Origin of the sequence: Wenzhouxiangella indolica, assembly GCF_042310355.1 — a bacterium.
Taxonomy (GTDB): domain Bacteria; phylum Pseudomonadota; class Gammaproteobacteria; order Xanthomonadales; family Wenzhouxiangellaceae; genus Wenzhouxiangella.
The window spans coordinates 50,870-77,842 of record NZ_JBHJMR010000014.1 but is presented as its reverse complement, the minus strand read 5'-3'; the positions used below and the strand labels follow the sequence as shown (position 1 = coordinate 77,842).

At 66.3% G+C, this 26,973-nt stretch carries 21 protein-coding genes, 1 tRNA gene and 2 pseudogenes; 9 read left to right on the top strand and 15 right to left on the bottom strand.

Annotated features, from left to right (window positions below; translation table 11 throughout):
• Together ACDC67_RS13375 and ACDC67_RS13370 are read left to right on the top strand one after the other, a co-directional pair.
• Positions 1 to 202, top strand: a pseudogene (locus ACDC67_RS13375) (hypothetical protein); the annotation flags it as partial.
• A 45-nt stretch (positions 203 to 247) separates the two neighbouring features.
• Positions 248 to 634 (top strand): annotated as a pseudogene (locus tag ACDC67_RS13370) (transposase); the annotation flags it as partial.
• A 67-nt stretch (positions 635 to 701) separates the two neighbouring features.
• Here ACDC67_RS13370 and ACDC67_RS13365 read toward each other — a convergent pair.
• The 4 genes from ACDC67_RS13365 to ACDC67_RS13350 all read right to left on the bottom strand — a co-directional run bounded on the left by ACDC67_RS13365 (position 702) and on the right by ACDC67_RS13350 (position 3,227).
• A complete protein-coding gene (locus ACDC67_RS13365) occupies positions 702 to 1,304 on the bottom strand; it encodes a hypothetical protein (protein WP_376693907.1) in 603 nt (200 codons plus the stop codon).
• 565 nt (positions 1,305 to 1,869) lie between these two features.
• Positions 1,870 to 1,946, bottom strand: a tRNA-Ile gene (locus tag ACDC67_RS13360).
• An 8-nt stretch (positions 1,947 to 1,954) separates the two neighbouring features.
• Positions 1,955 to 2,296, bottom strand: a complete 342-nt coding sequence (locus ACDC67_RS13355; protein ID WP_376693905.1) for a DUF3144 domain-containing protein — start codon at positions 2,294 to 2,296, stop codon at positions 1,955 to 1,957.
• A 91-nt stretch (positions 2,297 to 2,387) separates the two neighbouring features.
• Positions 2,388 to 3,227: a methyltransferase domain-containing protein gene (locus ACDC67_RS13350; protein ID WP_376693904.1), complete on the bottom strand. Its 840-nt coding sequence runs from the start codon at positions 3,225 to 3,227 to the stop codon at positions 2,388 to 2,390.
• 48 nt (positions 3,228 to 3,275) lie between these two features.
• Here ACDC67_RS13350 and ACDC67_RS13345 point away from each other — a divergent pair, with 48 nt between their 5' ends.
• Positions 3,276 to 3,977: a ComF family protein gene (locus tag ACDC67_RS13345; RefSeq protein WP_376693903.1), complete on the top strand. Its 702-nt coding sequence runs from the start codon at positions 3,276 to 3,278 to the stop codon at positions 3,975 to 3,977.
• 132 nt (positions 3,978 to 4,109) lie between these two features.
• Here the strand turns inward: ACDC67_RS13345 and ubiA are convergent, their stop codons facing one another.
• From ubiA to ACDC67_RS13310, 7 genes are read right to left on the bottom strand one after another with little or no spacing between them, the layout of a single operon-like run.
• Positions 4,110 to 5,000, bottom strand: a complete 891-nt coding sequence (ubiA, locus tag ACDC67_RS13340) for a 4-hydroxybenzoate octaprenyltransferase (RefSeq protein WP_376693901.1) — start codon at positions 4,998 to 5,000, stop codon at positions 4,110 to 4,112.
• A 3-nt stretch (positions 5,001 to 5,003) separates the two neighbouring features.
• Entirely contained in the window at positions 5,004 to 5,672 is a 669-nt protein-coding gene (locus ACDC67_RS13335) for an SPOR domain-containing protein (RefSeq protein ID WP_376693900.1), read from the bottom strand.
• A complete protein-coding gene (locus tag ACDC67_RS13330; RefSeq protein WP_376693899.1) occupies positions 5,669 to 6,403 on the bottom strand; it encodes a type III pantothenate kinase in 735 nt (244 codons plus the stop codon). Before ACDC67_RS13330 ends, ACDC67_RS13335 begins: the two co-directional genes overlap by 4 nt.
• On the bottom strand, positions 6,393 to 7,346 hold the full coding sequence (locus tag ACDC67_RS13325) for a biotin--[acetyl-CoA-carboxylase] ligase (protein WP_376693898.1): 954 nt from the start codon (positions 7,344 to 7,346) through the stop codon (positions 6,393 to 6,395). The genes ACDC67_RS13330 and ACDC67_RS13325 overlap by 11 nt, the downstream gene beginning before the upstream one ends.
• Positions 7,347 to 7,357: 11 nt before the next feature.
• On the bottom strand, positions 7,358 to 7,996 hold the full coding sequence (plsY, locus tag ACDC67_RS13320) for a glycerol-3-phosphate 1-O-acyltransferase PlsY (protein WP_376693896.1): 639 nt from the start codon (positions 7,994 to 7,996) through the stop codon (positions 7,358 to 7,360).
• On the bottom strand, positions 7,989 to 9,815 hold the full coding sequence (locus ACDC67_RS13315; RefSeq protein ID WP_376693894.1) for a DegV family protein: 1,827 nt from the start codon (positions 9,813 to 9,815) through the stop codon (positions 7,989 to 7,991). The genes plsY and ACDC67_RS13315 overlap by 8 nt, the downstream gene beginning before the upstream one ends.
• Positions 9,805 to 10,035, bottom strand: coding sequence for a glutaredoxin family protein (locus ACDC67_RS13310; protein WP_376693892.1), 231 nt, complete (start codon positions 10,033 to 10,035; stop codon positions 9,805 to 9,807). Before ACDC67_RS13310 ends, ACDC67_RS13315 begins: the two co-directional genes overlap by 11 nt.
• Positions 10,036 to 10,140: 105 nt before the next feature.
• On the opposite strand from ACDC67_RS13310, the gene ACDC67_RS13305 reads away from it, so the two are divergent.
• Together ACDC67_RS13305 and ACDC67_RS13300 are read left to right on the top strand one after the other, a co-directional pair.
• Positions 10,141 to 11,511, top strand: a complete 1,371-nt coding sequence (locus ACDC67_RS13305; protein ID WP_376693890.1) for an L-serine ammonia-lyase — start codon at positions 10,141 to 10,143, stop codon at positions 11,509 to 11,511.
• A 125-nt stretch (positions 11,512 to 11,636) separates the two neighbouring features.
• The gene (locus ACDC67_RS13300) at positions 11,637 to 12,578 is read left to right on the top strand and encodes a peptidoglycan DD-metalloendopeptidase family protein (RefSeq protein WP_376693889.1); all 942 of its coding nucleotides are present in this window, start codon (positions 11,637 to 11,639) and stop codon (positions 12,576 to 12,578) included.
• A gap of 19 nt (positions 12,579 to 12,597) precedes the next feature.
• Here the strand turns inward: ACDC67_RS13300 and ACDC67_RS13295 are convergent, their stop codons facing one another.
• Genes ACDC67_RS13295 through ACDC67_RS13285 form a run of 3 tightly spaced genes read right to left on the bottom strand, consistent with a single transcriptional unit; the run spans position 12,598 to position 18,100 of the window.
• Entirely contained in the window at positions 12,598 to 14,295 is a 1,698-nt protein-coding gene (locus ACDC67_RS13295) for a hypothetical protein (RefSeq protein ID WP_376693888.1), read from the bottom strand.
• On the bottom strand, positions 14,292 to 16,364 hold the full coding sequence (locus ACDC67_RS13290; RefSeq protein ID WP_376693886.1) for a leucine-rich repeat domain-containing protein: 2,073 nt from the start codon (positions 16,362 to 16,364) through the stop codon (positions 14,292 to 14,294). Before ACDC67_RS13290 ends, ACDC67_RS13295 begins: the two co-directional genes overlap by 4 nt.
• Complete coding sequence (locus ACDC67_RS13285) at positions 16,361 to 18,100, bottom strand: hypothetical protein (RefSeq protein ID WP_376693884.1); 1,740 nt, start codon at positions 18,098 to 18,100, stop codon at positions 16,361 to 16,363. Before ACDC67_RS13285 ends, ACDC67_RS13290 begins: the two co-directional genes overlap by 4 nt.
• Before the next feature lie 159 nt (positions 18,101 to 18,259).
• Between ACDC67_RS13285 and ACDC67_RS13280 the strand changes: the two genes are divergently transcribed.
• From ACDC67_RS13280 to ACDC67_RS13270, 3 genes are all read left to right on the top strand, one after another.
• Positions 18,260 to 19,861, top strand: coding sequence for a peptide chain release factor 3 (locus tag ACDC67_RS13280; protein WP_376693882.1), 1,602 nt, complete (start codon positions 18,260 to 18,262; stop codon positions 19,859 to 19,861).
• A 132-nt stretch (positions 19,862 to 19,993) separates the two neighbouring features.
• Positions 19,994 to 21,322 (top strand): hypothetical protein, encoded by a 1,329-nt coding sequence (locus tag ACDC67_RS13275; RefSeq protein ID WP_376693880.1) that lies wholly within the window; start codon positions 19,994 to 19,996, stop codon positions 21,320 to 21,322.
• A gap of 200 nt (positions 21,323 to 21,522) precedes the next feature.
• Positions 21,523 to 23,490 carry a serine/threonine-protein kinase gene (locus ACDC67_RS13270; protein WP_376693878.1) on the top strand — a complete coding sequence of 656 codons (1,968 nt, stop codon included), beginning with the start codon at positions 21,523 to 21,525 and terminating at the stop codon, positions 23,488 to 23,490.
• A 946-nt stretch (positions 23,491 to 24,436) separates the two neighbouring features.
• Here ACDC67_RS13270 and ACDC67_RS13265 read toward each other — a convergent pair.
• Positions 24,437 to 25,447, bottom strand: coding sequence for a CsgG/HfaB family protein (locus ACDC67_RS13265; RefSeq protein ID WP_376693877.1), 1,011 nt, complete (start codon positions 25,445 to 25,447; stop codon positions 24,437 to 24,439).
• Positions 25,448 to 25,703: 256 nt separating this feature from the next.
• Here ACDC67_RS13265 and ACDC67_RS13260 point away from each other — a divergent pair, with 256 nt between their 5' ends.
• Positions 25,704 to 26,966 carry a NupC/NupG family nucleoside CNT transporter gene (locus ACDC67_RS13260; protein WP_376693875.1) on the top strand — a complete coding sequence of 421 codons (1,263 nt, stop codon included), beginning with the start codon at positions 25,704 to 25,706 and terminating at the stop codon, positions 26,964 to 26,966.
• The last annotated feature ends 7 nt before the right edge of the window (positions 26,967 to 26,973 follow it).

The following is a 26,973-nucleotide window of genomic DNA, read 5'->3' as shown; positions in this document are numbered from 1 at the left end:
ACGGCAAACAGCCATGGACCGGCACTATGCGGCGCATCCCGAGCGCTACGTCAAAGGGCCGCCCCGAGTCGCCAGACCGCCAGCGGTGGTCTCGATCAATCCGGACGACGGTCAGACTGCAGCGGAGCTACTCGACGATCCGGAAGCGTTCCAAATCTCTCCAACACCGATCAGCACTGAGCTGCCCGAGGTTGTTACATAGAAATCGTCGCCGATGTGTTGGGAAAATGTTGACACGTTCCGGGAGGTCGCCGCCATGCTCAAGGCGATCCATGCAGCAGAAGATCGCGCCGCAGCCTTGGAGACAGCCGAGCGGGTGATCGCCAAGCTCAAGGACATGAAGCTGACCAAGGCCGCTGAACTGGTCGAGACCAGCATCGAAGAAACACTGGCCTACTACAGCTTCCCGGAAACACACTGGCGCCGAATCCGGACCAACAATCCGCTCGAGCGGATCATGCGCGAGATCCGGCGACGAACGAAGGTAGTCGGCGCTTTCCCGGACGGTGAGTCCGCGCTGATGCTGTGTGCCGCCAGGCTCCGGCACATTGCGGGCACCGCATGGGGCACGCGTCGCTACCTCAATATGGAAGCACTCAAACAACACGAAGCGGAGAAGCAGTCCGTTGCCTGAGAATCAGACTGGAACCGTCGCCTCCGAGAAAGTGCGCAAAAATCGTTGCACTACCGCGGAATTCAAATTACCCTCGATAGCGAAACGCTAAGCCCTCAAGATGATCCGCGTGCTCTATGGGAGAAATGCTTTCTAGGTCGCCTTCACCGCGAGATCTGAACCAAAAGACTGTCAGGTTCCAGATCCTCGTAGTGAGATCGATGTGATTCTGTACTCTTTCCGGAGTAATCGAGGCTATTTGGTCGTGATGCCGATCTGTTTCGACCAAGCCGAAATGGTGAAATGAGTCATAGTCTTTTACCAATTCTTTAAATGCTGCCAATAGCCCCGCCCTTTCAGGCTCCGGCGTTTTGATTCGGGTCAGGTGGTCCCTAACGAGTTCGAAGGGAAATGGTGTGCTATTGCGGTACGGCTTTGCAATGTTTTGGCCAGCTAACTGGATCAGCGAGACTGCCAGCGCATGGGAAATAAAGGAAAGTCGCTCAGTGAGCATGAGAAAGTCATCTTCCATCTCGTTTTCGAGGTCGAGAAGTAGCATCCTCCACTGTTCAGTAGCCACTGTTAGGGTGAACAACTGAAGGTTCGATTGGATGCCATTTGAGTCAATTTTGCAAAAAACCTTAGCCATATCGCCTCCGACGTAGTATTGAGCCGCCGTCATCGCGTTCACTGAGCCACTGGCTACACACTGACTCGGGCGACAGGAGGTCATCGTGTCATGGGCGGCCGCTCGAATCTGTAGGAAATCCGCTCGGATTGGTGTCGGATTAGGGCAGGAGAAGGGCTGAAAGCGCCGACTTGTTGGTGATACTGCGGTGACGGAAAGAAATAGGCCTTGCAGTGTGAACCCAGGAAGTGCCGTGTGATCCCAATGCCAATGATCGTGGGCATTAGGTCCTCGGAGACCGTGCTCTGTAGAGGACGCGCCTTCCGGGCGCGGCCCACCAGCCGATGTTTGAGGCGGTCGACCCTGAATAGGCCCGACGGGGCGAGCCGGGCACGGCTTTCTATAATTTCAACATAACGTGTCCGTTTTGGACGATTTATGGTTTAAGGCCTAGAACGCTGTAGCGGCGTCTGGGTACGATTACATCCGTCCCGGATACGGGACGGGCGGATCCGGGGCTGACAATCGTGGTTGGGGGTGGCCACTTTATGCTTCCCTGGTGACCATAAAGTGGCCAAAGCGGCCAATTTATGGTTCCCCAACCAAAAACCCATAGAAAACAATGAAATGGTGGGCCCTGCAGGACTTGAACCTGCGACCTACCGATTATGAGTCGGCTGCTCTAACCAGCTGAGCTAAGGGCCCGTTGTGCGTCAGGTCTTGTCTGTGGTGTCGGTGGGGTTTTGTGCATCGCCCTGGATTTCGGCCAGGGGCTTGGGTTCGAGGCCCTGGGCTTCGAGGTCTTCCTTCTTGCGCTTCTGGATGTAGACCAGGTTGTTCTTGTACATGCTGGCGACCTTTTCCACGCCGTTCTCGGCCAGGAAACCCTGGTTGCCGGCAGCCACGAAAGTGGCGTAGACGCCGGAGGCGGCCATCAGGGCGGCGGAGACGACGTTTTGGTCGAAGCCGCGCTCGTTGACCATCTTGTTGGCGAGCTCGATGATTTCGTTGGTTGCCTGGTTGTGGGCATCGATCTGCTTTTGCTGTTCGGACATGCGTCGCTCGGAAAATCGTGTGTGTTGGCTCACGGCAGGCGGGCCTGCCGACAGAGGCGAAAGAATACCATGATCACCGGCCGCCGGGCCTTCAACTGCGGCGTTTGCGGATGCCCAGGCTGGCGGCGGAAATGCTCGCTTCCTCGCCCTGATCCGTGCGGATCGGCTGGCCCTCGTCGGGCGACCAGGCGGTGGCGTAGAGCACCTCCCAGGTGACGGCAATCGAACCCTCGTGCGTGTTCGGCAACTCGCGCTCGATGGCTTGCGCTCCGCCGGGCAGGCTGTAGTCCAGGCCCAGGTGCTCGAGATCGGCGAGCAGGCTGGCGAGGTCGGCGTGGGTGGTGGTCAGCCAGTCGGTATCGAGTACCGGCTCCTGGAAACCGGCGCGGGTGAGCAGGTCGCCGAGTTCCTGCGCGTGCGCCCGGGTGCCCATGTCGACGGTCGCGCCGGCGCGCTGCAGTTCGACCAGGGTATCGGGTCCTGGCAGGGTCATCAGCAGCAGCCCGCGCGGGCGCATGATGCGGCGCAGGCCCGAAAGCGTGGTGGCCAGGTTGCCGCTCCACTGCAGTGCGAGGTTGGCGAAAGCCAGGTCGACGCTCGCTTCGGCCAGCGGCGGGGCGCCGGCGTCGGCGCATGCAAGGTCGAAGCGCGGACGCCAGCGGCCGCGCCGCTTGCGCGCCCGGGCGAGCATGGCCGGGGCGCTGTCGAGGCCCAGCAGCTTCGACTCGGGGTAGCGCTCGCGCAGCGCCAGGGTGTGTCTCGCGGTGCCGCAGCCGAGATCGACGATGCGTTCGGGCTCGAAGCGCAGGCCGTCGAGGCGCTCGAGCAATCGCCGGCCGACTTCGTCGAACAACACCGCGTGCCGGTCATAGGATTGCGCGGCGGCGTCGAAGCGCTGCCGGATTCGGCGGGTGTTCGGTTCGGATTTCATGGGTGGTAGTCTTGGAGACGCTGTGGAACCATCCGGGGGCGGGCGGTCGTGCACGTCGAGAATCTTTCTTCCAGAATCGGTCGCTGGCTGCTGCCGCCAGTATGCCTGATCTGTGGTCAGGGTGCTCGCCCCGGGCTGGACTGTTGCAGCGGCTGCGAGGCCGACCTGCCGGTGATCGACAGCCTGTGCCTGCGCTGCGGACTGCCGCTGCCGGCAACGGCCCGGGCCTGCGGTCGCTGCATCCGCCGGCCGCCGGCCTTCGAGCGGAGCTGGCCGGCGTTTGCCTATGCCGGGGTGCTCGAGCGCCTGGTGCACCGTTTCAAGTTCCACCGCGACCTGGCGGCCGGACGCGTGCTGGCCAGTCTCGCGGCACGCCGGCTGGCGGCCATGGGCGCGCATCGGCCCCAGGCCCTGGTGCCGGTGCCGCTGCACTGGCGGCGTCAGCTCTGGCGCGGCTTCAATCAGTCGCGCATGCTGGCCGATGATCTGTCCCGGCAGCTCGGCGGCATTCCGCTCGCGCCCTTGCTGTCGCGTTCGCGCGCCACCCCGGCCCAGTCCGGCCTGCCCGCGGCCAGCCGCGGCGCCAACGTGCGCGGCGCCTTCCGCGCGCGCCGCCCGGGTTGCCGGTTGCGCCATGTGGCGGTCGTGGATGACGTGATGACTACGGGGACGACGCTGGATGCCTGTGCCCGGGCCCTGCGCCAGGCCGGGGTGGCGCGGGTTGATGTCTGGGTTGTTGCGAGGGCCTAGAAAGGAAGGTTTCAGGGTTCAGGTTTCAGGTTTCAGGCGGCAGCGGCTGGGCCTTGGGGGGCGGCTTTGCCGCGTTTTTGGATCGTGGGGTGCGTAGGTCGCGGCTACATCCGCGACGGCCGTAAATGCGCCTCAGGCGCTGCGCATGGCGAGGGAGATGGCGGCGCCGGCGAAGATGAACATGCCGACCCAGTGGTTGCTGAGGAAGGTCTTGAAGCATGCCGCCGGGTCGCGCTCGCGGATGCGCCAGAGCTGGAGCTGGAAGTGCAGGAACACCAATGCCACGGCGGTGAACCAGGCCGGCTCGGGCAGAAAGCGCAGGCCGATCATCAGAAGCAGCGCGGTCATCACGCCCATCAGCGCGCCGAGTATCGGGACGTCGGCGCGGCCGAAGGCGATGGCGGTGGACTTGACGCCGACCTTCAGATCGTCGTCGCGGTCGGCCATGGCGTACTCGGTGTCGAAGATCACCGTCCAGACGAAGTTGGCGGCGAACAGCCACCAGGCCAGCTCGGGCACTGCGCCGGCTTCGGCCGCGAAGGCCATCGGGATGGCCCAGCTGAACGACGCCCCCAGGACCAGCTGCGGGAAGTGCGTGAAGCGCTTGAAGAAGGGGTAGGTGGCCGCCAGCAGGGCGCCGAAGAAGGCCATCAGGATGGTCAGGCGATTGGTCAGCAGCACCAGCGCGAAGGCGAGAAGCAGCAGGCCGATGAATACCGCCAGCGCCTGCCGGGGCGTGATCTCGCCGGCGGCGATGGGCCGATCGACGGTGCGCGCCACGTGCGGGTCGAGCTCGCGATCGGCGTAGTCGTTGATGACGCAGCCGGCCGCGCGCATCACGATCACGCCGAGCGTGAAGATCACCAGGTTCTCGACGCTGGGCAGGCCGCCGGCGGCGAACCAAAGGCCCCACCAGGTGGGCCACAGCAGCAGCGCGATGCCGATGGGGCGATCGAAGCGCATCAGCCGCAGCCAGGGCCCGGCCGGGCTCGAGAAGATTCGGGCGCGCAGTCGGAATTCCATGCTTCAGCCTCCGTTGCCGGCGGCGAGATTGTAGTCGCTGCAGGGTACACGCACGTGCTGCGCCCCGGGCGAGGCGCGCACGATGAAGCGCCACGGCGGTGATTCGCCGGGTTCGGCGCGGTAGTCCACCCAGAACTGGGGCACGGTTTCGCGGCGAACTTCGAGCTGGGCGCTGAAGCCCATGGCGCGAACTCGCCGCTGGCGCTCGCGCGCATTCTCGATATTCTCGTACAGGCCCACCGACACCGCGTTCTCCAGCGTGCCGCCGGCAACCACGTAGTAGTCCTCCACGCCGCGTTCGGCGAGCTGGCGCGTCAGGGCCAGCGCTTCGTTGCGGTCGGCGGCGGGCAGGTAGACCCACCATCCGCGGTCGCGGTCGGCTTCGGTCTGCCGCGTCCGGATCTGGCTCGAGAAGGGCGCCAGGCGGTCCCGGGCGCGCTGCTGGGCGAGCAGCGTGGGTAGCGGGCCGATGGTGTGGCAGACCGGCCCGGTGGCGTCCTCGGTCTCTTGCGGCGACCGCACGAGCTCGACCCGGGGCAGGCTGGCATCGAGTGGTGGCAGCTCGCCCTCGCGCTCGGGCGGCGGCGCCGAGCCGAGGCGGCCGAGGATGAAGAGGACGGCATTGACGGTGATCAGGGCGACTGCGGTCCAGCGCCAGTTGATGTGGTTCATTTCGCTTGCATTGCCATGGCCAGTCCGTGAAGCACCAGGTGCTGATCGTGCCGGGCGGTTCGCTCGAGGTGCGAAACCAGCTCGGCGGCGTCCCCCCCGGTCAGCCACAGGCTGACTTGATCGTCGACGGCCTGCTCGGCCGCCCGGATTGCTCGCTCGATGCCGCCGGCGGCCAGCAACAGGCCGCCGCGTGCCAGGGCCCGGCCCGTGTCGCGCGCCGGGCGCTCGACGTCGCCGGCTTCCGGCAGCGGGCGGTTGAGCCCGGGCGCGCGGGCGAACAGGCCGCTGCGGGCGGCTTCGATGCCGGCCATGATCCAGCCGCCGCGATGGCGCCCTCCGCTGTCGACCAGGTCGACGGTGATGGCCGTGCCGCTGTCGACCACCACGAAAGCGCCGGGCGATTCCAGCCGGGGCTTCTGCAGGGCCAGCCAGCGATCGCAGCCGAGCGACTTGTAGGCGGCCGGGACCGGCATCGGGCGATCACCGGTGGTGATGATATCGACTCGTGCGCCGCGGCGTGTGAGTCTTTCGGCAATCCGCGCCACCGATTCCGGTCTCGATTGCCCCGAAAGCAGTGCGCGCCGGCAGTCCAGCTCGTCGAGCGCGGCGTGGAGCGCGTCGGGCCGGTCTGTCGCCGCGCGTCCGATGCTGCGCGGATCGATGGCGCCGTCGACCAGCCGCGCCCACTTCACGCGCGAATGCCCGATGTCGATGACCAGCTCAGTCGACACGAACGCTCACCTCGCCGCTGGCGATCGGCCGGGTCTTGCCGTCGACCTCGAGCATCAGCCGGCCCTGGTGGTCGATGCCGCGCGCCGTTCCCCGGCTGGTCGATCCGTCGCCGCGAATCAGCCGGACCGGTCGGTCATGCAGCAGGTCGAAGGCCCGCCAGCGCGCCAGGAAATCGTCGAAGCCGTCCCGGTCGAAACGCGCCAGGGCGTCGGCCAGGGCGTCGATCAGGCTCGCCGCCAGGGCATTGCGGCCGACGGCCCGGCCGTGGTCCTCCAGGGCCGTCCAGGCCTGGTCGACGTCGTCCATGGCCGGTGTGCGGAACAGGTTGATGCCGATGCCCAGAACCGCGCGGCAGGGGCCTTCGGCGGCCCCGCCGAGTTCGACCAGGCAGCCGCCGAGCTTGGCATCGTCGACGAAAAGGTCGTTGGGCCACTTGACCTGCACGGCCGCGCCGCCGGCCTGGCGCAGGGTTTCGGCGGTGGTCAGTCCTACCACCAGGCTCAGCGGGGCCAGTCCGGCCAGGCCCGACTCGAAATGCCAGGCCAGGGAAAGGTAGAGTCCGCTGCCGGGCGGCGAGCGCCAGCCGCGCCCGCGCCGCCCCCGACCGGCCGTTTGTGCCTCGGCCAGTATGGCGTGTTGGTGCGGACTGCCGGCTGCCGCCAGGCGGGCGTTGGTCGAATCGACGGCGCCGGCGACCGCCAGTTCGATTCCCGGCGTGGCAAGCCTGGCCGAGATGGCTTCTGCATCGAGCAGTTCGACGGCGTGCGGCAGTCGGTAACCGTCGCCGGCCGTGCCCGATATCTCCAGGCCCATTTCGCGCAGCGCCTGCATGCGCTTCCACACCGCCGCACGGGTGATGCCCAGTTCCTCGGCCAGCGCGGCACCGTTGTGGAGCCGGCCGTCGGACAGGCGCGCGTAGAGATCGAGCAGACCGGGCTTCATCGCGGGGCGCCTCAGCGTCGTTTGATCAGGCGCGCCTTGTCGAAGCGGTTCTCGTCGCCGGCGCGCATGCGGGCCAGGTTGGCCCGATGGGTGTAGACCAGGAGCACGGCCAGGCCGATGGCCAGAAACGCCAGCGGGGCCGGCAGGGGCTCGGGGCCGAGCATCCACATCGACGGCACCAGGCTCAGGCCCGCCAGGATCGTGGCCAGGCCGACGTAGCCGCTGCCGATGAGCGTGACCAGCCAGACCAGCAGCAGCGGCGCCAGGCACCATGGAGCCACGACGGCGATGGCGCCGACGGCCGTGCCCGCGCCCTTGCCGCCGCGGAAGCGGAAGAAAACCGGCCAGACATGGCCGATGACGGCCATGACGCCACCGCCGGCGGCCAGGGTGGTGAAGTCGAGCGGGTCGGTGACCACCAGCGGGGCAGCCAGGGGCAATAGGCCGGCCGCGGCCGCGCCCTTGCCGACGTCGACGAGCACCACGCCCAGGGCGAAGCGCCAGCCGACCGTGCGCAGGGCGTTGGTGCCGCCGGCATTGCCCGAGCCCATGGTCCGGATGTCGACCCCGCGCAGGCGGCCGAGCAGCAGGGCGCCGGAGATCGAGCCGAGCAGGTAGCCGCCCACGAGGACCAGCAGCAGTTCAATCATGGCGCTGCTCCGGCGGCTGCCACACGTGCATGCCGGCGATCAGGGCGCCCGGCCCGGCGTGTGCGCCGACGGCGGGGCTGGCTTCCACCACCCAGCAGGCGTCGACCTGCGGGTGGCCGGCGAGAAGGCGCTTGCGCAGGGCCTTCGCATCGGCCTCGGCATTGGTGTGGCTGATGATCACGCGATAGGTGGCCCCGGCATCCATGCGCCGCAGCAGGTAGCGGGCGAACTTGTCGACCGTTCCTTTCCGGCCGGCGATCACGCCGCGCGCGGCCAGAACACCCACGGGCGATGCGGTCAGGACCGGGTTGAGCCGGAGCGTGCGGGCCAGCTTCTCCATCCAGGGCTTGATGCGGCCGCCGCGCACGCCCCAGCTGAGATCCCGGGTCAGGGCAAAGGTCTTGAAGGAATCGCGCCTTTCGGTCAGCCAGTCGCGGATGGCGCTGCGCCCCCAGCCCTTCGCGGCGGCCTCGGCCGCCCACAGCACCATCAGGCCCTGGCCGCAGGCGGCGTTGCGGGTGTCCATCACCTCGATGCGTTCGGGGTCGACGCGCTCGGCGGTCTGGCGCGCGGCCTGCAGTGTGCCGCTGAGTGCGCCGGAGAGCTGCACGCCGAGCACTTCGAGGCCGTGCGAGGTCAGCAGCTCGTACTGGCGGCGAAAATCGGCCGGCGGCGGCTGCGAGGTCTGCGGGTGAACGGGCGAGTCGGCCAGGCGGGCGTAGAACTGAGAAGGCGTCATGGTGAGCTTGTCGAGGAACTCCTCGTCGCCGAAATTCAGCCGCACCGAGACGACGTGAATGCCCAGACGTTCGATCTCCTCGGCCGGCAGGTCGGCGGCCGAATCGGTCACGATGGCGACCTTGCCGGCGTGGTTCATCAGGCCGTGCTGGCGCGTCATGTCGTCGGCTTTTTGCTGCTTGAGTTCGCCGAACTCGCCGCACAGGCCGAAAACCGCGCCGGGGCTGTCGGTGTGGATGTGCACGCGGGCCCGCCGTTCGCTGCCGGCGACCACCAGGGAACTGGCGTCGAGTGCTTCCAGGCGCTCGCGCAGCTCGGCGATGTCGAGCCGCTCGCCCTCGATCAGGCACTCGGTGCAGAAGCGGTGCGTTTCCGGCGCGGCCTGCCCGGACGCGCCTGGGCTCGGCGGTGGGGCGGCCTCGGCGGCAAAGCGCGGCATGCGGCCGCTGCGAACGTATTGCCAGATGCCTTCGAGCAGGTCGACGAAGCCCTGGGCGCCGGCGTCGACCACCCCGGCATCGCGCAGCGCGGCCAGCTGGTCGGGCGTGCCGGCGAGCGACTTGCGGGCGCGCTCGAGGCCGCGCCGGAACAGTTCGCGGATGTCGTCGCCGCCCTCGCGGGCCACGCGCGTGAGCTCGTCGGCGAAATCCTCCAGCACCGTCGGCAGCGTGCCGGGCACGGGCTCGGACATGGCCGACCAGGCTGAACGCGCCCCGGCGGTCGAGACTTCAGCCAGGCGCTTGCCGTCGAGTACCTCGAAGTCGCGGCCCGATTCGCTCAGGCCCTGGAAGTACTGCGCCATGATGGCGCCGGAATTGCCGCGGGCGCCGTCGAGCGCGGCGTCGGCGATGCCGCGCAGCAGATCGGGCAGGCTGCCCCGCGGCCGGTTCTCCAGGGCGCGCCGCACGCTGGCCAGGGTGAAGACCAGGTTGGTGCCGGTGTCGCTGTCGGCAACCGGGAAGACGTTGATGGCGTTGATGTGATCGCGCTGGCGAAAGACGTTGGCGATGCCGGCCAGCAGGGCCTGCTCCAGCCGGGCAGCGTCGACGTGGGAAATGGCCTGCGTCACGTCAGTCGGCAACCAGCTCGCGTACCTGCGAGGCGGTGAAGGGCCAGGACAGCTTCTCGCCGGTTTCGGTGTTGTGCAGCACCGGGATCTTGTCGCCGTAGCGCTCGAGCAGGTCCAGGTCCGATTCGATGTTGACCTTTTCGTAAGCGCTGCCGAAACCGCCCTCGGCGAGCAGGGTCTCGGCCTTGTTGCACAGGCCGCAATCAGGGCGCGTGTAGAACTTGAGTTTCATGGGTTCATTCGGCGAAGTTCGCGATCGCTGAGTTTCACATTTTAGCCTTTATGAATCCAGCTCGTCCGATGTTGTCATAGGGGGAAAGACGATACACTCCGGATTATGGCTGTCAGCATTTTCGACCTGTTCAAGATCGGCATCGGGCCGTCGAGTTCCCACACCGTGGGCCCCATGCGGGCGGCGGGCATTTTTGTCTCGCGCCTGCGCGAATCCGACCGGCTCGATCGCGTTGCCCGCGTTCGAACCGACCTGTTCGGTTCGCTCGGCCACACCGGGCGCGGACACGGCTCGGATCGGGCGGTAATCCTGGGCCTGGAAGGCGAGGTGCCCGACCAGGTCGACCCGGATCATATCCCCGAGCGCATGGACGCGATCGGAGGCAGCGGCCGCATGCGCCTGGGTAATGAGCACGAGATCGCCGTCGATCTTCGAAAGGACCTGGTGTTTCACAAGCGCCAGACCCTGCCGCACCATCCCAACGGCATGCGATTTACGGCCTTCGACGCCGACGGCGGGGAACTGCTCTCGCGCGAGTACTATTCGGTGGGGGGCGGCTTCGTGGTCAACGCCGATGAGGCGGCTTCCGACCGGATCGTCGCCGACGAGACGTCGCAGAAGTATCCGTTCTCCAGCGGCGATGAGCTGCTTGCCATCTGTGCCGATCACGACTTGCGCATCAGCGACGTGATGCTGGCCAACGAGATGGCCTGGCGCAGCGAGGCCGAGATTCGCGAGGGGCTGCTGACGATCTGGCAGGCCATGCGCGAATGCGTCGATCGCGGCATCGGCATGGAAGGCACGCTGCCCGGCGGGCTGAAGGTCGCGCGCCGCGCGCCGGCGCTTTACAAGCGGCTGTGTGCCCGGGCGAAGGAAGACAACCTCGACCAGCTCGACTGGATCAATCTCTACGCCCTGGCCGTCAACGAGGAAAACGCCGCCGGCGGGCGGGTGGTGACCGCGCCGACCAACGGCGCGGCGGGCATCATCCCGTCGGTGCTGCACTACTATCGGCGCTTTGTCGAGGGCGCTGACGAAGACGGCATCGTCGAGTTTCTGCTCACCGCCGGTGCGATCGGAATCCTCTACAAGGAGAACGCCTCCATTTCCGGTGCCGAAGTCGGCTGCCAGGGCGAGGTCGGCGTGGCCTGCTCGATGGCCGCCGGCGGCCTGACCGCGGCAATCGGTGGAACGATGAGCCAGGTCGAGAATGCCGCGGAGATCGGCATGGAGCACAACCTGGGCCTGACCTGCGATCCGGTCGGCGGCCTGGTTCAGATTCCCTGCATCGAACGCAACGCCATGGGTTCGGTCAAGGCCGTCAACGCCATGCGCATGGCCGTCGCCGGTGACGGCAAGCACCGCGTCAGCCTCGACAAGGTGATCAAGACCATGCGCGATACCGGGCGGGACATGAAGTCCAAGTACAAGGAGACGTCGCGGGGTGGGTTGGCCGTGAACGTGATCGAATGTTGAAGACTCGGGACTCGGGACTCGGGACTCGGGACTCGGGACTCGGGACTCGGGACTCGGGACTCGGGACTCGGGACTCGGGACTCGGGACCAGGGACCAGGGACCAGGGACCACAGGCCACAGACCAATGACAGCTAATCTCCCGACGTTGCGGCTTGGCGTCTTGCTCTGCGCGGGGCTGCTTTCTCTTGGCCTCGGGGCCCAGACGATTTATATCTGGGAAGACGAAGACGGGATTCAGCATTTTACCGATCGCAAGCCGGTGACCGAGCGCGAGGTGACCGTTCAGCGGGCCAAGGCCGAGCCGCAGAAAATGGTCGACGTGCTCAGGACGGGCACGGACAGGGATCCGGTCTGGTTGTTTCGCAATCGTACTCACGGTCCGGTGACGGTGCGCGTGTCGCTGGTCGAGGCCAGCAACGTGGTCACCGAGCCGCGTCTGCCGGCCAGATTCGTGCTCGACGGGCTCGAGGAGCGCGAGCTGGTCACCATCGGCCCGCTGGAGAAGGGCCGGTCCTGGTCCTACCGCTTCGAGACATCCGGCGTTCCCGGTGATATCGGCGCCCGGCACGAACCCGCGCGCCCGTATCGCGCGCCGATCGCATCGGGCACGCGTTTTCGCATCGGCCAGGCCTTCGGCGGTCAGTACAGTCACAACAGCCCGTCCGGACTTCATGCCGTCGATATCCAGATGCCCACGGGCACGCCCGTCCACGCGGCCCGGGGCGGTGTCGTGATGGCCGTTGCCCGCTATTTTCACGGTGCCGGTGACGATCTCGAACGCGACGGGCCGCGCGCCAACTACGTGCGCATCTTGCACGGGGACGGCTCCATGGGGCTCTATGCCCACCTCGACTACGGGGGCGTGCTCGTGCGCGAGGGCCAGCGCGTCGAACGCGGCGATCGCATCGGACGTTCCGGCAACACCGGCTACAGCACCGGCCCGCACCTGCATTTCGCCGTGCAGGTCAACCGCGATATGGAGCTGACTTCGGTGCCGTTCGAATTCGAGGGGGAGAACGGCCAGGCCGTTGCCCCGAGGCCGGGGCAACGGCTGGCGATTCCATAGCTTTCTGTCTTTCGGTCTTTCAGTCGCAGTCGGCCAGCTGCGGGGTGGCGATGCGCTCGATGGGGTAGTCGCCGGAGCCGTATTCGTCAAGATTGGAGTCGAAGTAGACATGGCCGTCACCTTCCGGTCCAAAACGCAGTTCCAGTTGGCCCCAGGCTACGAGTTCGATTTCCTCGGCATCGAACGCTTCGCCGTAGCGCGTTCCGACCGGTTGGTGCAGATCGATGGTGGCACGGTAGGGATGTTCGGGTGGCGGGCTCGAGAAGATTCCCAGGTCTTCCAGAGTGCCCTGGCCGACCATCCAGGCTTGTTCGCCTGAATCGTCGGGTTTGTGGGTGAACCAGTAGACGACAGCGCTGTTGTCGGGTAGCGCTTCGACAAGAAATCCCTCGCCCGAGCGTTGCGGGCTGTACCAGGCGCCGGAAACCCGCTCGAATGGCGGGTGAAGGCTGCCGTTGTCGCAGGTGGTGCCGGCCAGCTGCGACACGCGCTCGTACTCGCGGCGATCGGAAAGGCTGTCGCCGAAGCAGTTGAGCGGGGGCGGGTAGGGGCTCAGGCAGATGTTGGAGGTCTCGTCGGTGATGTAGACGCGTTCCGCCCGGACACGGTCGCTGTCGAGCCGGTCGATGCGAAAGCTGCCGCGATACTCGATCGCCTCCGGGTCCTCATCCGACAGACCCGTGTCGAACTTTCCCCGGGTGCGCAGGAGTTCGCGCCACGATGCGCTGTGCTCGTCGGCGGTTTGCGCGCCGACCAACCACTGCTGGCGGCCGTGTTCGTCGAAGGTGAAGAAGTAGTTGAGCATCGTGCCGTTGTCGAGCATGTGAGCGGCGATGCCCTCGCCGCTGCGGGACGGGTCGTACCAACTGCCGCTGATCGAGGGATCGATGGGCTGGCGTTCGTCCGACAGGCAGTTCTCGAATTCTCCGCCCACGTGGCGGCTTCGGAGCCAATCGCGAAACTCGACGCTCTCGGGCACCAGCCAGTCGTTCCAGCACAGGTTGATGCCGCCACCCCAGCGGCCGGGGCCGTTGTGCGGCATGAAGTTGCCTTCCGAAAGGCCGGTCGGTAATTCGCCCGAGAAGCGGTTGTCAGAAAGGTCAAGGAACTGTCCGAAGGGGAATCCGGGGCCTTCCAGCAACGCCAGCGGCAGGCCCTCAAGGCGGTTGTTGGCCAGGTTCAGCCAGACCCGCCGCGGCCATTCCGGTGGCACCTCGCCTTCGAAGTCGTTGCGCGACAGGTCGAGGTACCAGTTACTGCTCGGCGGCCCGCCGGAAATCTGGCCCGCCACGGCGCTCGATTCGGTCGGCAACGGTCCCTCGAAGCGGTTGTTGGAGAGGTCGACCCGGCCGGGGGAGCCCGGCAGTTCATCGAGCGGCCCGCCCAGCCGGTTGTCGCTGAGATCCAGCCGATCGTGGACGATCTCGAAGATGCGGGTATCCAGCGTGCCGGAGAGATTGTTGTCGGGCAGGTCCAGGTTGTGCACGAGGTCGCGAGCGAGGTCACCCCGAAACCGGCATTCCACGCCGTACCAGTCGCAGGGATCGCTGCCGGGCTGCAGCCAGCCGTCGTTTCGGTGCCATTCGTCGCCGTTGGCAGCCTGGTAGAAGGCCTCGAGGACGGTGCGCTCTTCATCGGTGACGCTGGCGCCGGCCGGCGCGCTCAGCGCCAGGGTCAGCGCCACGATGCCGATCGTCTTGGGGCTTGTGAGAATCATTGCGTTTCTCCTTGCGGGCACTCGGCCAGCATCGGCCGGGCGAGACGCTCGATCGGGTAGTCTCCCGATCCGTAGCCGTCGACTGTACTGTCCCAGTAGACGTGGCCGGTGTTCTCGTCGTTGAACTGGATATTGAGTTCGCCCCACTCGATGACCTCGACGTCCGAGGACTCGAACTCGGCGCCGAAATAGGCACCCTGCGGCTGAGCCAGCAAGACGTCGACCTGTTGTTCGTGCGGCGGTGGCGGGTCGCTGATCAGGTTCGGGTCCTGGAACTGCCCGTCGCCCGTCATCCAGGCTTGCTGGCCGGTCTCGTCTGGCGTGTGCGTGAACCAGTAGATCACCATGCGCCGATCCTCCGGCAGGACTTCCACGATGAAGCCTTCGCCCGGGCGCTCCGGGTTGTACCAGGCGCCGGCGTACTGCTGGAACGGGCTTTGCGTATCACAGGTCGTTCCGGCCAGCCGGCTCAGGCGGGTCTGGTCGAAGCGATCGGAGTCCGCTATAACGCTGCAGCCGCCGGTGATGCAAATGCCTCCGCCACGGTAGTCGTAGAGAAAGTGAAGCGTGTCCTGGTCGATTCGGTTCTGGCGTATCCAGGTGCTGCTCGGGTTGGATTCGCCGTCGGCGAGACCCATCCCGAATCGCCCCCCGGAAGTCGTGATCAGCGGCCGGAACTCGGCCGAGGTCGAAGCCGGTTCCGTCAACCCGACGAACCAGCGCTGTCGAGGAGTGACGAGGCCCTCGCCGGCCCCGAACGTGAACCAGTACTGAAGCAATCTGCCGTCGTCGAGCATCATCATCGTGGTGCCTTCGCCCGAACGCGATGGCGCATACCAGGATCCGCTGATATCGGGGCCGAGCGTCGCCTGGCTTCGTTTGAGGCAGGCAGCCAGGTCCTGTCCGCGATGGACCGGAGCGATGGCATCGAGCACGGCATCGCCGGGCATGTCGATATCGTTGAAGCACAAGTCCAGCCCGAATTCGGAGTTGCCGGCTTCCTGGGGCCTGTTGAATCCGACGAAGTCGATGTCGGGCAACGGCCCGGAGAATGAATTGTTGGCGAGGTGGAGGTGCAGTCCCGACTCCCCGAACGGCGGACTGGGTATCGGATAGCCGTCCAGGTCCATGCCCTGAAAGACGTCTGCGATCGGTCCGGTCAACCGATTGTGGTCGAGGTCGAGTCTGTCCAGATCGAGCTGGTCGAACCATTCGGGCAGTTCGCCGGCCAGCGCGTTGTCGCTCAGGTCCAGTTCGGAGAGGCTGTCGAGGGTCGGCAGTAGCTCGGGCCAGTCATCAATCCCGTTGCCCGCCAGAGCCAGCCTGGACAGGTCGGTCGGTCCATCGCCTTGCGTTGCCAACACCGCCGAGATGGCGTTGTCCGACAGGTCAAGCCACTCTAAGCCGGGCCAGGCGTCGGACAGGTCCACGCTGCCGGATATCCGATTGCCCGACATGCTCAGGACACGGATGGTACCCGTGGCCCGCCAGGCCGGCGGCGGCAGGTAGTCAATGAGGTTGTCGTCGAGTCGCAGCTCGATCTCGGGCGTCAGGGGCGGCTCGGGAACGGCTCCTGAATCGAAGCCCGTCAGTTGATTACCGGACAGATCGACCGACGTGAGGGGCGTGCCTTGCTGCGCTCCCGAGGCCAGGATCGATGCAGGGGTCTGGCCGGACAACAGATTGTGATTCAGATCGAGTGTCTGGAGTGACGGCAGTGCCCACAGATCGGCTGGAACCGTTCCGGAGAGTTGATTGCCGCCCAGGGCAAGAGTTTCGAGACGGTCCAGCTCCGCCAGCGAGTCGGGCAGGCCACCGGCCAGGTCGTTGTCCGGCAACACCAGGCGAATCACGAAGGGCGTCTGACCGGCGGGAGCGGCGCAGTGCACGCCGAACCAGTTGCACTCGGTACCGGGTTGGCCCAGCCAGTTCGCGTCCTCGGCCCAGTTGTCCCCGCCTGCGGCGTAGTAGAACCGCATCAGCGCTTCGCGCTCGTCCTGCGCGATTTGTGCGTTCGCTGTAGCCGACGTGAGTACTGCAGTCAAAAGCAGCGTCGCGGTTTTGGTCATTGGACTGTCTCTGTTTCGCACTCGGCCAGCATCGGGCGGGCCAGGCGCTCGATTGGAAACTCGCCCGAGCCGTATTCGTCGAAGTAGCTGTCGAAGTGAAGCTCGGCGGTGCCCGCTTCGCCGAAGTCGATCGACAATTCGCCCCATTCGACCAGGTCGACGTCGGCCGGGTCGAAGTCCGGGCCGTAGCTCGCACCCTGGGGTTGATAAAGCGTGACCTCGAGTAGGTCGGGATTTGGCGACGGCAAGATCGGCATTACGGGAAGGAGGTATGCCATCTCGCCGCTGCCGGTCATCCAGGCCTGCTCGCCGGAGTCGCCGGGCTTGTAGGTAAACCAGTAGACGACGGCGCGATCGTCGGGCATGACCTCGATCAGGAAGCCTTCGCCGGATTGCTCCGGGTTATACCAGGCGCCGGAGTACTGCTGGTAGCCGCTGCCGTTGTCGCAAGTCGTTCCGGCCAGTCGCGACAGGCGCTGGTAGTCGAGGCGGTCGTCGATCAGCGGCGGCGGACATAGCCCCGGCCCGGGCTGTTCTTGTGGTCCCCAGGCGCCGCAGGCGAGCAGGTCGTAATAGTGCCGATGCAGGCTGAGCGTGTCGACGCCGACCCGGTCGGCGCGGAAGCGGCCCGTGGAGCGAACGAAGCGGTAGTCTTCGTTGGTTGCGACGCCCTCGCCGAAGTGACCCCGGGTTTCGCGCAGCGGATCCCATCTGAGCCATTGGTCGCCCATCGCACCCAGTTCGAACAGCCACTGCTGGCGGCCGTCGGTGTCGAAGCCGAAGCTGTAGAGCAGCGGCGCGCCGCTGTCGAGCAGCATCAGCGAGACGCCTTCGCCGGCGCGGTCGGGGTGGAACCAGCTGCCGCTGACGGTGGCGTCGACAGCCACTCGTTGCCGGCCCAGGCAGGTTTCGAAGTCGCTCGAGCCGACGTGGCGCGCGGCGATCCATTCGCGCACTTCCGGAGCATCGACGATGAAATCGTTGTAGCACAGGTCGAGCCCGGCGCCGACGTTCGTGTCCCCGCGTTCGGCGAGTCCTCCCGCGGCCGTGATGTCCTCGCCCAGCTCCGCGCTGAACCGGTTGCCGTTGAGGTAGAGAAAGCTCTGGCTGAAACCGTGCATGGCGGCGAAGGCCTGCAAGGCGCCGCCATCGAGCCGGTTGTCGGCGAGTTCGAGCCGGCGAAGCCGCAGGCGCTCCCAGCTGGCCGGAACGGCGCCGTCAAAGTCGTTGCGGGACAGTCGGAGTCGCTCGAGTTCGATTTCGGGCAATTCCGCGGGCAGCTCGGGCAAGCTGCCGCTGAGCAGGTTGCCGCTCAGGTTCACGTCCTCGGTGCCCCAGGGAAAATAAGTGAACTCCCCACTGATGGCATTACCGCTGAGATCGAGTTCGCGGCTTGGGGTGGACGCGGGACCGTAGGTCCACAGGCGTTCCTGCAGTTCAGCGGCAAGTTCCCCCTGCAGGTTGTTGTCCGGTAGCTTGATGCGCCCGATCCACTCGTAGCCACCCGTGGCGGGCGACTCGGTCATGCAGCTGATGCCGTACCAGTCGCAGACGTCGACCTCGGGGTCCAGCCAGCCGTCGTTGCGGTGCCAATCGTCGCCGTTCATGGCCTCGTAGAAATCCGTGAGCAGGTCGACGGGCAGTGGTGGCGGCGGCGACAGTGCTGCAAGCGTCGGACTGAGCGCGAGCGCGCCTGCCGCCAGTGCGGTTCGAACCAGGTGAAGACGGACGCCCATGGGCTACTCCTTGCCAATGCCAACTTGCCCTTCATTGGCATGCTACCACCCCCCCTCGAGCATAAAAATCAGGCTTCCGGCAAGCGTCCTTGTCGAGCGAGTACGCGCTTTCGGGGCTTGCGCCGGTATAATGGCCTGTTTTCCCTTGATTGCATCGCCATGACCCGACTGACCGACGAAATCGAGCGCCGGCGCACCTTCGCGATCATCTCGCACCCCGATGCCGGCAAGACGACCCTGACCGAGAAGTTCCTGCTCTTCGGCGGGGCGATCCAGCTTGCCGGGTCGGTGAAGTCGCGCAAGGCCGATCGCCACGCCACCTCCGACTGGATGGAGATGGAAAAGGAACGCGGCATCTCGATCACTTCCTCGGTGATGCAGTTCCCGTACCACGACAGCATCGTCAACCTGCTCGACACGCCGGGCCACGCCGACTTCTCCGAGGACACCTATCGCGTGCTCACGGCCGTGGACTCGGCGCTGATGGTCATCGACTGCGCCAAGGGTGTCGAGGAGCGCACGATCAAGCTGATGGACGTGTGCCGCATGCGCGACACCCCGATCTTTACCTTCATCAACAAGCTCGACCGCGAGGGCCGCGAGCCGATCGAGCTGCTCGACGAAGTCGAGGAAGTGCTGGGCATCGAGTGCGCGCCGGTGACCTGGCCGATCGGCATGGGGCGGCGGCTCAAGGGTATCTACCACCTGATTCGCGACGAGATCCATCTCTACGAGTCGGGCAAGAACTACATGCGCCAGGAGCCGAAGATCATCGCCGGCCTGCATTCTTCCGAGGCCGACGAGGCCCTGGGCGACATGGCCGACGAGCTGCGCGACGAGATCGAGCTGGTCAAGGGTGCGAGCCACGACTTCGACCTGGACCGCTACCTCGCCGGCGAGCAGACGCCGGTGTTCTTCGGTTCGGCGCTCAACAACTTCGGTGTCATTCCCCTGCTCGACGAGTTCGTCGAGCGGGCGCCGCGGCCGCAGCCGCGCGCCACCCTCGGCCGTTCGGTCGAGCCTTCGGAAGACAAGTGCACCGGCTTCGTGTTCAAGGTGCAGGCCAACATGGATCCCGCCCACCGCGACCGCATGGCCTTCATGCGCGTGTGCTCGGGTCGCTTCGAGAAGGGCATGAAGCTGCACCACGTACGCCTCGGCAAGGAGCAGCGCACGCACGGCGCGCTGACCTTCATGGCCGACGAGCGCGCCGCGGCCGAGTACGCCTATCCCGGCGACATCGTCGGCCTGCACAACCACGGCACTATCGGCATCGGCGATACCTTCACCGAGGGCGAGAAGCTGCAGTTTGCCGGCATCCCGAGCTTCGCGCCCGAGCTGTTCCGTCGCGTGCAGCTCAAGGACCCGCTCAAGCTCAAGGCCTTGACCAAGGGCCTGGCGCAGCTGTCGGAAGAGGGTGCCACGCAGTTCTTCAAGCCGCTGTTCGGCAATGACCTGGTGCTCGGTGCGGTCGGCGTACTGCAGTTCGATGTCGTCGCCTACCGCCTGAAGGCCGAGTACAACGTCGAAGCCGTGTTCGAGCCGGTCAACGTCGCCACCTGCCGCTGGGTCAGCTGCGAGGACGAGCGCGCGCTCGACAAGTTCCGGGACAAGAACGAACGCCATCTGGCTGAGGACGGCGGCGGCCAGCTCGTCTACCTCGCGCCCACCCGGGTCAACCTGCAGCTGGCCGAGGAACGCCACCCCGAAATCACCTTCCGCGCGACGCGCGAGGTCAGCGTCTACGTCGACGTCGACTGACCCCGGCCGAGCCGCTGCGCCCTCGGCCCCGTCGATCGTTGGCGGGCAAGCAGCGACCCTCCCGTTTCACCCGGCAAGCTCGCCGATCCGCCTCCCGGACCGGCGTTCATTCTTGACGGAAACGGAGGAATCATGAACAAATTGCCCCTGATCACCATGGTGTTGATGCCGCTGGCGCTTGCGGCAGAAACGGAGATTGCCCCGCAAGGGGGCCCGGCTTTTGAACAGACTGCCCGGCTGTTGGCGTCCGATGCCGAGGACTTGCACCTGTTCGGGACGGCCATGGACAAGGTCGGATCGACCGCCCTGGTCGGTGCCCAGGGTGCCGAGGCTGCCTATGTCTACTTTTACGAGGAGGGCACTGGCCAGTGGCTGGAAGAGGCCAGGCTGACGCCCTCGGACGGTCACGACGGCGACCGTTTCGGGACCAGCGTCGCGCTCGGTGCCGGCGGCGACCTGGCCATCGTCGGAGCGATGGAGGCGGATGACGACGGCACGGCGGAACAGGGAGCGGCCTACGTCTTCGCTCGTGACATCCGCTCCGACGGTCGTGGCGCCTGGACGGAGGTTCAGAAGCTGACCGTGAACGGCGCGCCCGGCGACCGCTTCGGAACCAGCGTGAGTGCCTCGGCGCAGTCCTACGATGTGCTGCTGGTGGGTGCGCCCGGCCGCACGGTCTCCGGCGACGCCGAACGCGGTGCGGCCTTCCTGTTCGGGTTGGAGGAGGATCAGTATGAACTGATCACCATGATCCAGGCCTCCGACGGCGCGGCCGGCGATCGCTTCGGGTTCTCGACCGCGCTCAGTGACGACCCGCTGGAGATCAACGGCTACGCGCTGGTCGGTGCTCACTTTGCCACGGTCGCGGAAGACGACGAGCGCGGTGCGGCGTACGTCTATCACCGGGATCTGAATACGGGGTTCTGGAACGAGGACGCCAAGCTGATCGACACCGATGGACAGGCCGGCGCGCTGTTCGGGAGCAGCCTCGATATCGACGGTGACGGATCCGTGGCGGCCATCGGGGCAGCCAACGGCGGCAATGTGGGCGAGGGCCTCGTGGTGATCTACGAAACGGACTTTGCCGGTTGGGGCCAGCGCGGAAGGTATGCGGGCCTCGACGCGATGGGTGCGTCGAACTCGGTGGCTATCGATAGTGCGGGTGAAACCGTGCTGGCCGGAGGTGCGGAAGAACCGGTCGAAGGTGACAGCAATCGTGGCGCCGCGGCTGTGTTGCGCTCCCATCCCGAGCACGGCTGGGCGGAAGTGGAAGAGATCGGCATCACTCAGATCGAGGTTGCGGACGGATCGGCCGGTGATCGCTTTGGAGCCGCCTGCGCGCTCGACGGCAATCGCCTGGTGGTCGGTGCGCCGTTCGTCGATGACGAGGGCATCAACAGCGGCGCCGTCTACCTGTTCAGAGAAAGCCTGGATCTGGTTTTCTCGGATCGTTTCGAATGAGTGTGGTGCCGTGCCGCTGGCGCCCTGTCCGCTTCACTCGGCCTTAAATGCCATGTTAGCCAAGCCGAGTCAACGGCGCCAGCGCGCGCGTCGACCGATGACCGGTTCAGGACGGATTCACCGTTAGGTTTGATATATTCGGCCGAAAGGGCGGCAATCGCGCCGGCCGCGGCGACCCATCCAGCCGGGAGGTGACGGATATGGGCGAAGTTCTCGGACGCTATCACATCATCAGCGAGCTCGGCCGTGGCGGCATGGGCGTGGTCTACAAGGCGCTCGATCCCAAGCTCGAGCGCTTCATTGCCATCAAGTGCCTGAACGACGAGCTCAGCGCCGACGAAATCGTCGTTGCCCGATTCCTGCGTGAGGCGCGCAGCGTCGCCGCGCTCAATCATCCCAATATCGCCCAGATCTACGTCGCCGACGAGCACGACGGCAAGCCGTATTTCGTCATGGAGTACGTCGACGGCGAATCGCTGGCCGATTTCATCGACCGCGAGGGGCAGTGCTCGCCGGAAATGGCCCGGCGAATGACCGAACAGGCGGCCAATGCGCTGTCGGCCGCGGCCGAGGAGGGCATCGTCCACCGCGACGTCAAGCCGGGCAACATCATGATTGACCGGCGCGGCCGCGCGGTGCTGACCGATTTCGGTATCGCCTGCGTCGCCGCCGAGCAGTCGGACGCCGGTAGCAAGACCATCATGGGCACGCCCGGCTACCTGGCGCCCGAGGCGCTCAGCGGCGGGCCGGTGGACTCGCGAAGCGACATGTTCGCGCTCGGCGCGGTGTGGTACGAGATGCTGACCGGCGAGCGCCTGATGCCCGGGCGCGACCTCAAGGACACCTTCCGACAGCTTGCCGGGGGTGAATTCCCGGACCTGTCTGCGCTCGAAGGCAAGGCCGACGAACGCGTGATCGATATCCTGCGCAAGCTGCTGGCCATCCAGCCGGAGAATCGTTTTTCGGACTGGTCGGCCATGCTGGCCGAGATGGCGCCGCTCAAGACCGGCCGCACCGGACCGGTCCAGCGCGGCGACACCGGGCCGTCGACGGCCGAGCGAGAGGTCACCGCAGCGCTGGCGACCGGGCGAATGTCCGCAAAGACCGCGACGATCGACCGCGCGGCTGAGGCCACGGCTGTCGTCCAGACCCAGACCGAGGGGCGCCATCCCGTGCCGGTGCAGACGAAGGCGCCCAAGCGGCGGGGCCGCCTGGTCGCGTTACTTTTGGTGCTCGTGCTGGCGCTGAGCGCGGCCGGCTTCGGGCTGGCCCGGCTGGATCCGTCCACCTGGAATCGCGTGACGGCCTGGCTGCCCGGCGGAGAAGAGGCCGAGGTCGAAGTCGAAGCGGATTCGGGTGAATCCCGGGCGGCCGGGGCTTCCCGGGAGGGCGAGGGCGCGCCGGCCGATGCTGCGGCTTCGTTGCGCGCTGGACAGGCCCTGACAGACGGGTCGGACGACGGTTCCGGCAGTGCTGACACCCGGGAGACGGACGATGAATCGAATGCAGCCGAGGGCAGCGACGCGGCCGCGCCTTCCGCGCCGGATGCCGACGACCTGGCTGCTGCCGACGACGACCCGGAACCTTCGCCCGTCACGCCGGAGGTCGCCGGCGAGCCCGAACCGGCGCAAGAGGAAGTCGAGGACGATCGCCAGGTGGCGATGGCCGACAGCGAGACGGTCGCCACGGCCGCGCCCGCGACGAGCTCCCAGCCGCCTGAACGGGCCGCGCCGCCGCCGCGCGGCGTGGTGGTCATTGGCCTGGGCGATCCGGTGATCGCCGATCCCATGGTGCGCGAGATCGAGGCCGCCCTGCGCGGCGGCTCGCATCCGCTCGTTCAGCGCAGCTTCGTGCGCGGCTACCGCGACTACATCCAGGGCGAAGAACTCGATCTCGCCGGCCTCGCCGACCCGGCCCGGGAGGCCGGGGCCCGCTATGTCGTGGTGGCCCGCGCGCTGCCGGCCGGCGAGCGCGAGCTGCAGTACTACAACCGCGTCGAGACCGCCTACATCGCGCAGCTCGAAGCCGTCACCTACGACCTGCACGAGCTGCGGCAGATGGGCACCTCGCCGGTCGAGCAAATCGAGTTCACCGCGCTCAACGCCACGCGCCGGGCGGAGGACTCCGTCAAGCCCTGGCTGCCCGGGATTCGGGATCAGTTCGATTGACGATGCCGGTGGCGACACGCTCCAGTGCGTGATCGCGTGGACGGCTGATCCGTGAATCCTGACCCCTTAGGGATTGGCACCACCGGTCGCCATGGCGTCCTCGACAAGTCAAAGGCGGTTTCGCCCGCCTGCTTCGCAGGCTGATGGCGAGTACCTTTTTTCCAAAGCGACGACCAACCCCGTTCTCGTTGGTTGAGGCACCAAAAATCGCTTTTCAATTTCAAAGTCCAACGCTCTGTTATCTCAGGAGCTTGGTGACTGTGGGGGCTGGCCCCTTCGGTGAGCGGGCTTCGCGAGGGCCCGGCTGGTCGCGTGGTGCCCTGGATCGTTTCCGAAAGTGGCCCGGGGAGGGATCCCGGGCTTGCGCTCCGGATTGACCCCCGCGCGCTGAGCGCGCGCCATCTGCGCGGTTGTGGAGAAGCGTAGGATGCGTGGAGCGAAGCGCAACTCATCGGCCGATGCGTTACGGCCCTACGGGCCTCCACGCATCCTACGTTCCTGGATCAAGCCCCCGCGCGCGCAGCGCGCCACCTTCGAAGCCGAGCCGTTCTCGTGCGGGCTTCGCCCCATTCCTGCTAGCGCCACCGGATCCTCCGACCGAGTCTTCGCGAAGCCCGCTCCGCGAAGGGGCCAGCCCGCTCCCGGTTCCAGTCCTGAAACCCCGGATCGTGGGACTTTGACTTTGAAAAGCGCTTTTTCGTATCTTTTTTCGCTTTGGAAAAAAGGTACTCGCCGAAAGCGCCTGCGAAGCAGGCCGGGCGAAACGCCGTTGACTTGTCGAGGCCACCAAAGCGACCGGTGGCGTCAAACCAACCAACGCCGCGTCAGCGGCCTTTATTCGCCGGCGGTGTGGTCTCGATCAACACCAAGGCGACCCGGCCTTATGTCAAAAAGGCCCCGCCGAAGCGGGGCCCGAGTCGATCGCATTGGGAGGGATCGAATCGTCTTACTGCACGTCCAGCGTGAACTCCGACGCCACCCAGCCGGTCCGGCCTTCGCTGTCGCGGATCTGGATCCAGTCGCCGGCGCGCGCCACAACGTCGGCCATGGCGCCCGAGCTGAGGCTGTACTGAACCGAACTGTCGCCGTTGGGGCCAGAGCGCACGTTGAGCGAGTTGGCGGTGATGACCACGCGTTCACCCGTGCCGCCGCCACCGCCGTTGTCGCCGGAGTTATTCGCCTGGTAGCCGGCCGACTGGTCGCCGCCGCCGTGGCGGTAGTAGCGCTGGGGCGTGCGGCTGGCGACTTCCTCGACGGCCTTGCCGATGACCTGGCGCAGAGCCTTTTCGCGCGGGGTGTTTTCCCAGCTCGACAGCGAGCCGCCGAGGGCGTGGCTGCCGGTGTAGCCGGCCAGAGCACCGCCGATGTCGAAGTCCTTGGCCTCACCCTCGACGCTGGTCGCGGCCAGGACACGGCTGCTGTTGGTGTCGATGATGCGCAGGTCGATGGCCATGTGCGCGCTGCTCGAGCCGCCGGCGATGCCGCCGATGACCTTGCCGATGCGACCGCCGCCGAAGGAGCCGCGCGTACCGCTGGCGTTCTCGGAAAACTCCGTCACGGCCGCCACCACGAGCAACTCGGCGCCTTCGATCTCGCCGATGGCGGCCGCGGTCTCTTCCTTGACGCGTCCGCTGGCCCCAAGGTCCTGCTCGGCCATCAAATCGTCGATGGCCTCGCGCTCAAGGACGATGAAGCGCCCGGAGTTGAACAGCGCGGTGGTCAGCATATCGGCCATGCCGTCGCCGATGGACTGGTTGTACCAGCGACCGGTATTGCCGGCCTTGTTCTCGAAGCGGGCCACGGCGATGCGCGCCTGCGGTCCGTCGTAGGCGGCCGCGCGGGCCTCTTCCATGCTGGCTCCGGAACCGCTGTCGCGGACCTGGGTGGTGGTGCCGGCTGCCGGGCAGCCGGTCAGCATGCCGAGTGCGCACAGGCCGGCGATCAATCTCAATTTCATGGTCGTGTCCTCCTGGAATGATCCTGGTGTTGCGGCACTGCAACCCCGTATCGGATTGGCAGGCTGCATGAAAGCTGTACCCCAATAACGAATTATCCGCCCGAATCCGGCCAGTCGATTTGCCCACGGACGCGCTTCGGTCGGCCTTGCGGGCATTTTAGACTGCAGCGGTTGCAAACTGCCAGCGCGCGCGAGGCGTTGCAAGGATGTTATTAACCCGGCGACAATGTAGATTATATTCAGGGAGTCGAGCGGTTTGATTCAGAGTCTTCTCGGGCTGGCGGGCATTGCCGTCCTGCTTGGCATTGCCTGGGCCCTGTCGTCGGCGCGCGGCAGCATTGCGTGGCAGACGGTTCTCGTCGGCCTGGTGCTGCAGCTGTTGCTGGCCATACTCGTGTTGTGGGTGCCGTTCGGCAAGCTGCTGTTCGATCAGCTCGGGCAGCTGTTCGTCACCCTGATCGGCTACACCAGCGCCGGCGCGGAGTTCATCTTCGGGCCGCTGGCCGACGCCGACGAGTTCGGCTTCATCTTCGCCTTCCAGGTGCTGCCGACGATCATCTTTTTCGCGTCGCTGATGGCCTGCCTCTACCACATCGGCATCATGCAGAAGCTGGTCGAGGTGATGGCCTGGGTCATGACCCGGTTCATGAAGGTTTCCGGCAGCGAGTCCCTGGCCACGGCGGCCAACGTGTTCGTCGGTCAGACCGAGGCCCCGCTGGTCGTGCGCCCCTTCATTGCCGGCATGACCCGCTCGGAGCTGTTCGCGCTGATGACCGGCGGCATGTCGACCATTGCCGGCGGCGTACTGGCCGCCTACGTGATGCTGCTCGGCGGGTCCGACCCGGTCGAGCAGGCGTTTTTCGCCAAGCACCTGATCTCGGCGTCGATCATGGCCGCGCCGGCCGCGCTGGTGGTGGCCAAGCTATTGCTGCCCGAGACCCAGGAATCGGAAACCGCCGGTACCGTTCGCACCGCCATCGACCGGCCGCACACCAACCTGATCGAGGCGGCCGCCGGCGGCGCCGGCGAAGGCCTGAAGCTGGCCTTGAACGTCGGCGCCATGCTGCTCGCCTTCCTGGCCCTGATCGCCCTGGTCAACGGCCCGCTGGGCTGGTTCGGCCAGATTACGGGGCTCGAAGGCCTGATCGGGCAACCTCTGAACCTGGCACTGCTGTTGGGCTGGGTGTGTGCGCCGCTGGCGATGCTCGCCGGCGTGCCGCTGGACGAGGCCGTGGCCGTGGGTGGGCTGATCGGACAGAAGATCGTCGCCAACGAGTTCGTCGCCTACGTGGCGCTGACCGAGATGCAGGGCGAACTGTCGGAGCGTTCGACCCTGATCGCGACCTACGCGCTGTGCGGCTTCGCCAACTTCGCCTCGATCGCCATCCAGATCGGCGGCATCGGCGGCATTTCACCCTCGCGCCGATCCGACCTGGCCCAGCTCGGACTCAAGGCGGTGCTCGGCGGCACGCTGGTGTCGCTGCTCAACGCCAGTTGGGCCGGCATTCTCGTGGGCTGATTCGGTC

What these genes read in the sequence shown, in the direction of transcription:
- ACDC67_RS13280 (WP_376693882.1), top strand. Translation starts at nt 18,260, where the DNA reads ATGACCCGACTGACCGACGAAATCGAGCGCCGGCGCACCTTCGCGATC.
- ACDC67_RS13355 (WP_376693905.1), bottom strand. Translation starts at nt 2,296, where the DNA reads ATGTCCGAACAGCAAAAGCAGATCGATGCCCACAACCAGGCAACCAAC.
- ACDC67_RS13295 (WP_376693888.1), bottom strand. Translation starts at nt 14,295, where the DNA reads ATGATTCTCACAAGCCCCAAGACGATCGGCATCGTGGCGCTGACCCTG.
- ubiA (WP_376693901.1), bottom strand. Translation starts at nt 5,000, where the DNA reads ATGGAATTCCGACTGCGCGCCCGAATCTTCTCGAGCCCGGCCGGGCCC.
- ACDC67_RS13290 (WP_376693886.1), bottom strand. Translation starts at nt 16,364, where the DNA reads ATGACCAAAACCGCGACGCTGCTTTTGACTGCAGTACTCACGTCGGCT.
- ACDC67_RS13325 (WP_376693898.1), bottom strand. Translation starts at nt 7,346, where the DNA reads ATGAAGCCCGGTCTGCTCGATCTCTACGCGCGCCTGTCCGACGGCCGG.
- ACDC67_RS13270 (WP_376693878.1), top strand. Translation starts at nt 21,523, where the DNA reads ATGGGCGAAGTTCTCGGACGCTATCACATCATCAGCGAGCTCGGCCGT.
- plsY (WP_376693896.1), bottom strand. Translation starts at nt 7,996, where the DNA reads ATGATTGAACTGCTGCTGGTCCTCGTGGGCGGCTACCTGCTCGGCTCG.
- ACDC67_RS13335 (WP_376693900.1), bottom strand. Translation starts at nt 5,672, where the DNA reads ATGAACCACATCAACTGGCGCTGGACCGCAGTCGCCCTGATCACCGTC.
- ACDC67_RS13285 (WP_376693884.1), bottom strand. Translation starts at nt 18,100, where the DNA reads ATGGGCGTCCGTCTTCACCTGGTTCGAACCGCACTGGCGGCAGGCGCG.
- ACDC67_RS13310 (WP_376693892.1), bottom strand. Translation starts at nt 10,035, where the DNA reads ATGAAACTCAAGTTCTACACGCGCCCTGATTGCGGCCTGTGCAACAAG.
- ACDC67_RS13305 (WP_376693890.1), top strand. Translation starts at nt 10,141, where the DNA reads ATGGCTGTCAGCATTTTCGACCTGTTCAAGATCGGCATCGGGCCGTCG.
- ACDC67_RS13265 (WP_376693877.1), bottom strand. Translation starts at nt 25,447, where the DNA reads ATGAAATTGAGATTGATCGCCGGCCTGTGCGCACTCGGCATGCTGACC.
- ACDC67_RS13350 (WP_376693904.1), bottom strand. Translation starts at nt 3,227, where the DNA reads ATGAAATCCGAACCGAACACCCGCCGAATCCGGCAGCGCTTCGACGCC.
- ACDC67_RS13275 (WP_376693880.1), top strand. Translation starts at nt 19,994, where the DNA reads ATGAACAAATTGCCCCTGATCACCATGGTGTTGATGCCGCTGGCGCTT.
- ACDC67_RS13300 (WP_376693889.1), top strand. Translation starts at nt 11,637, where the DNA reads ATGACAGCTAATCTCCCGACGTTGCGGCTTGGCGTCTTGCTCTGCGCG.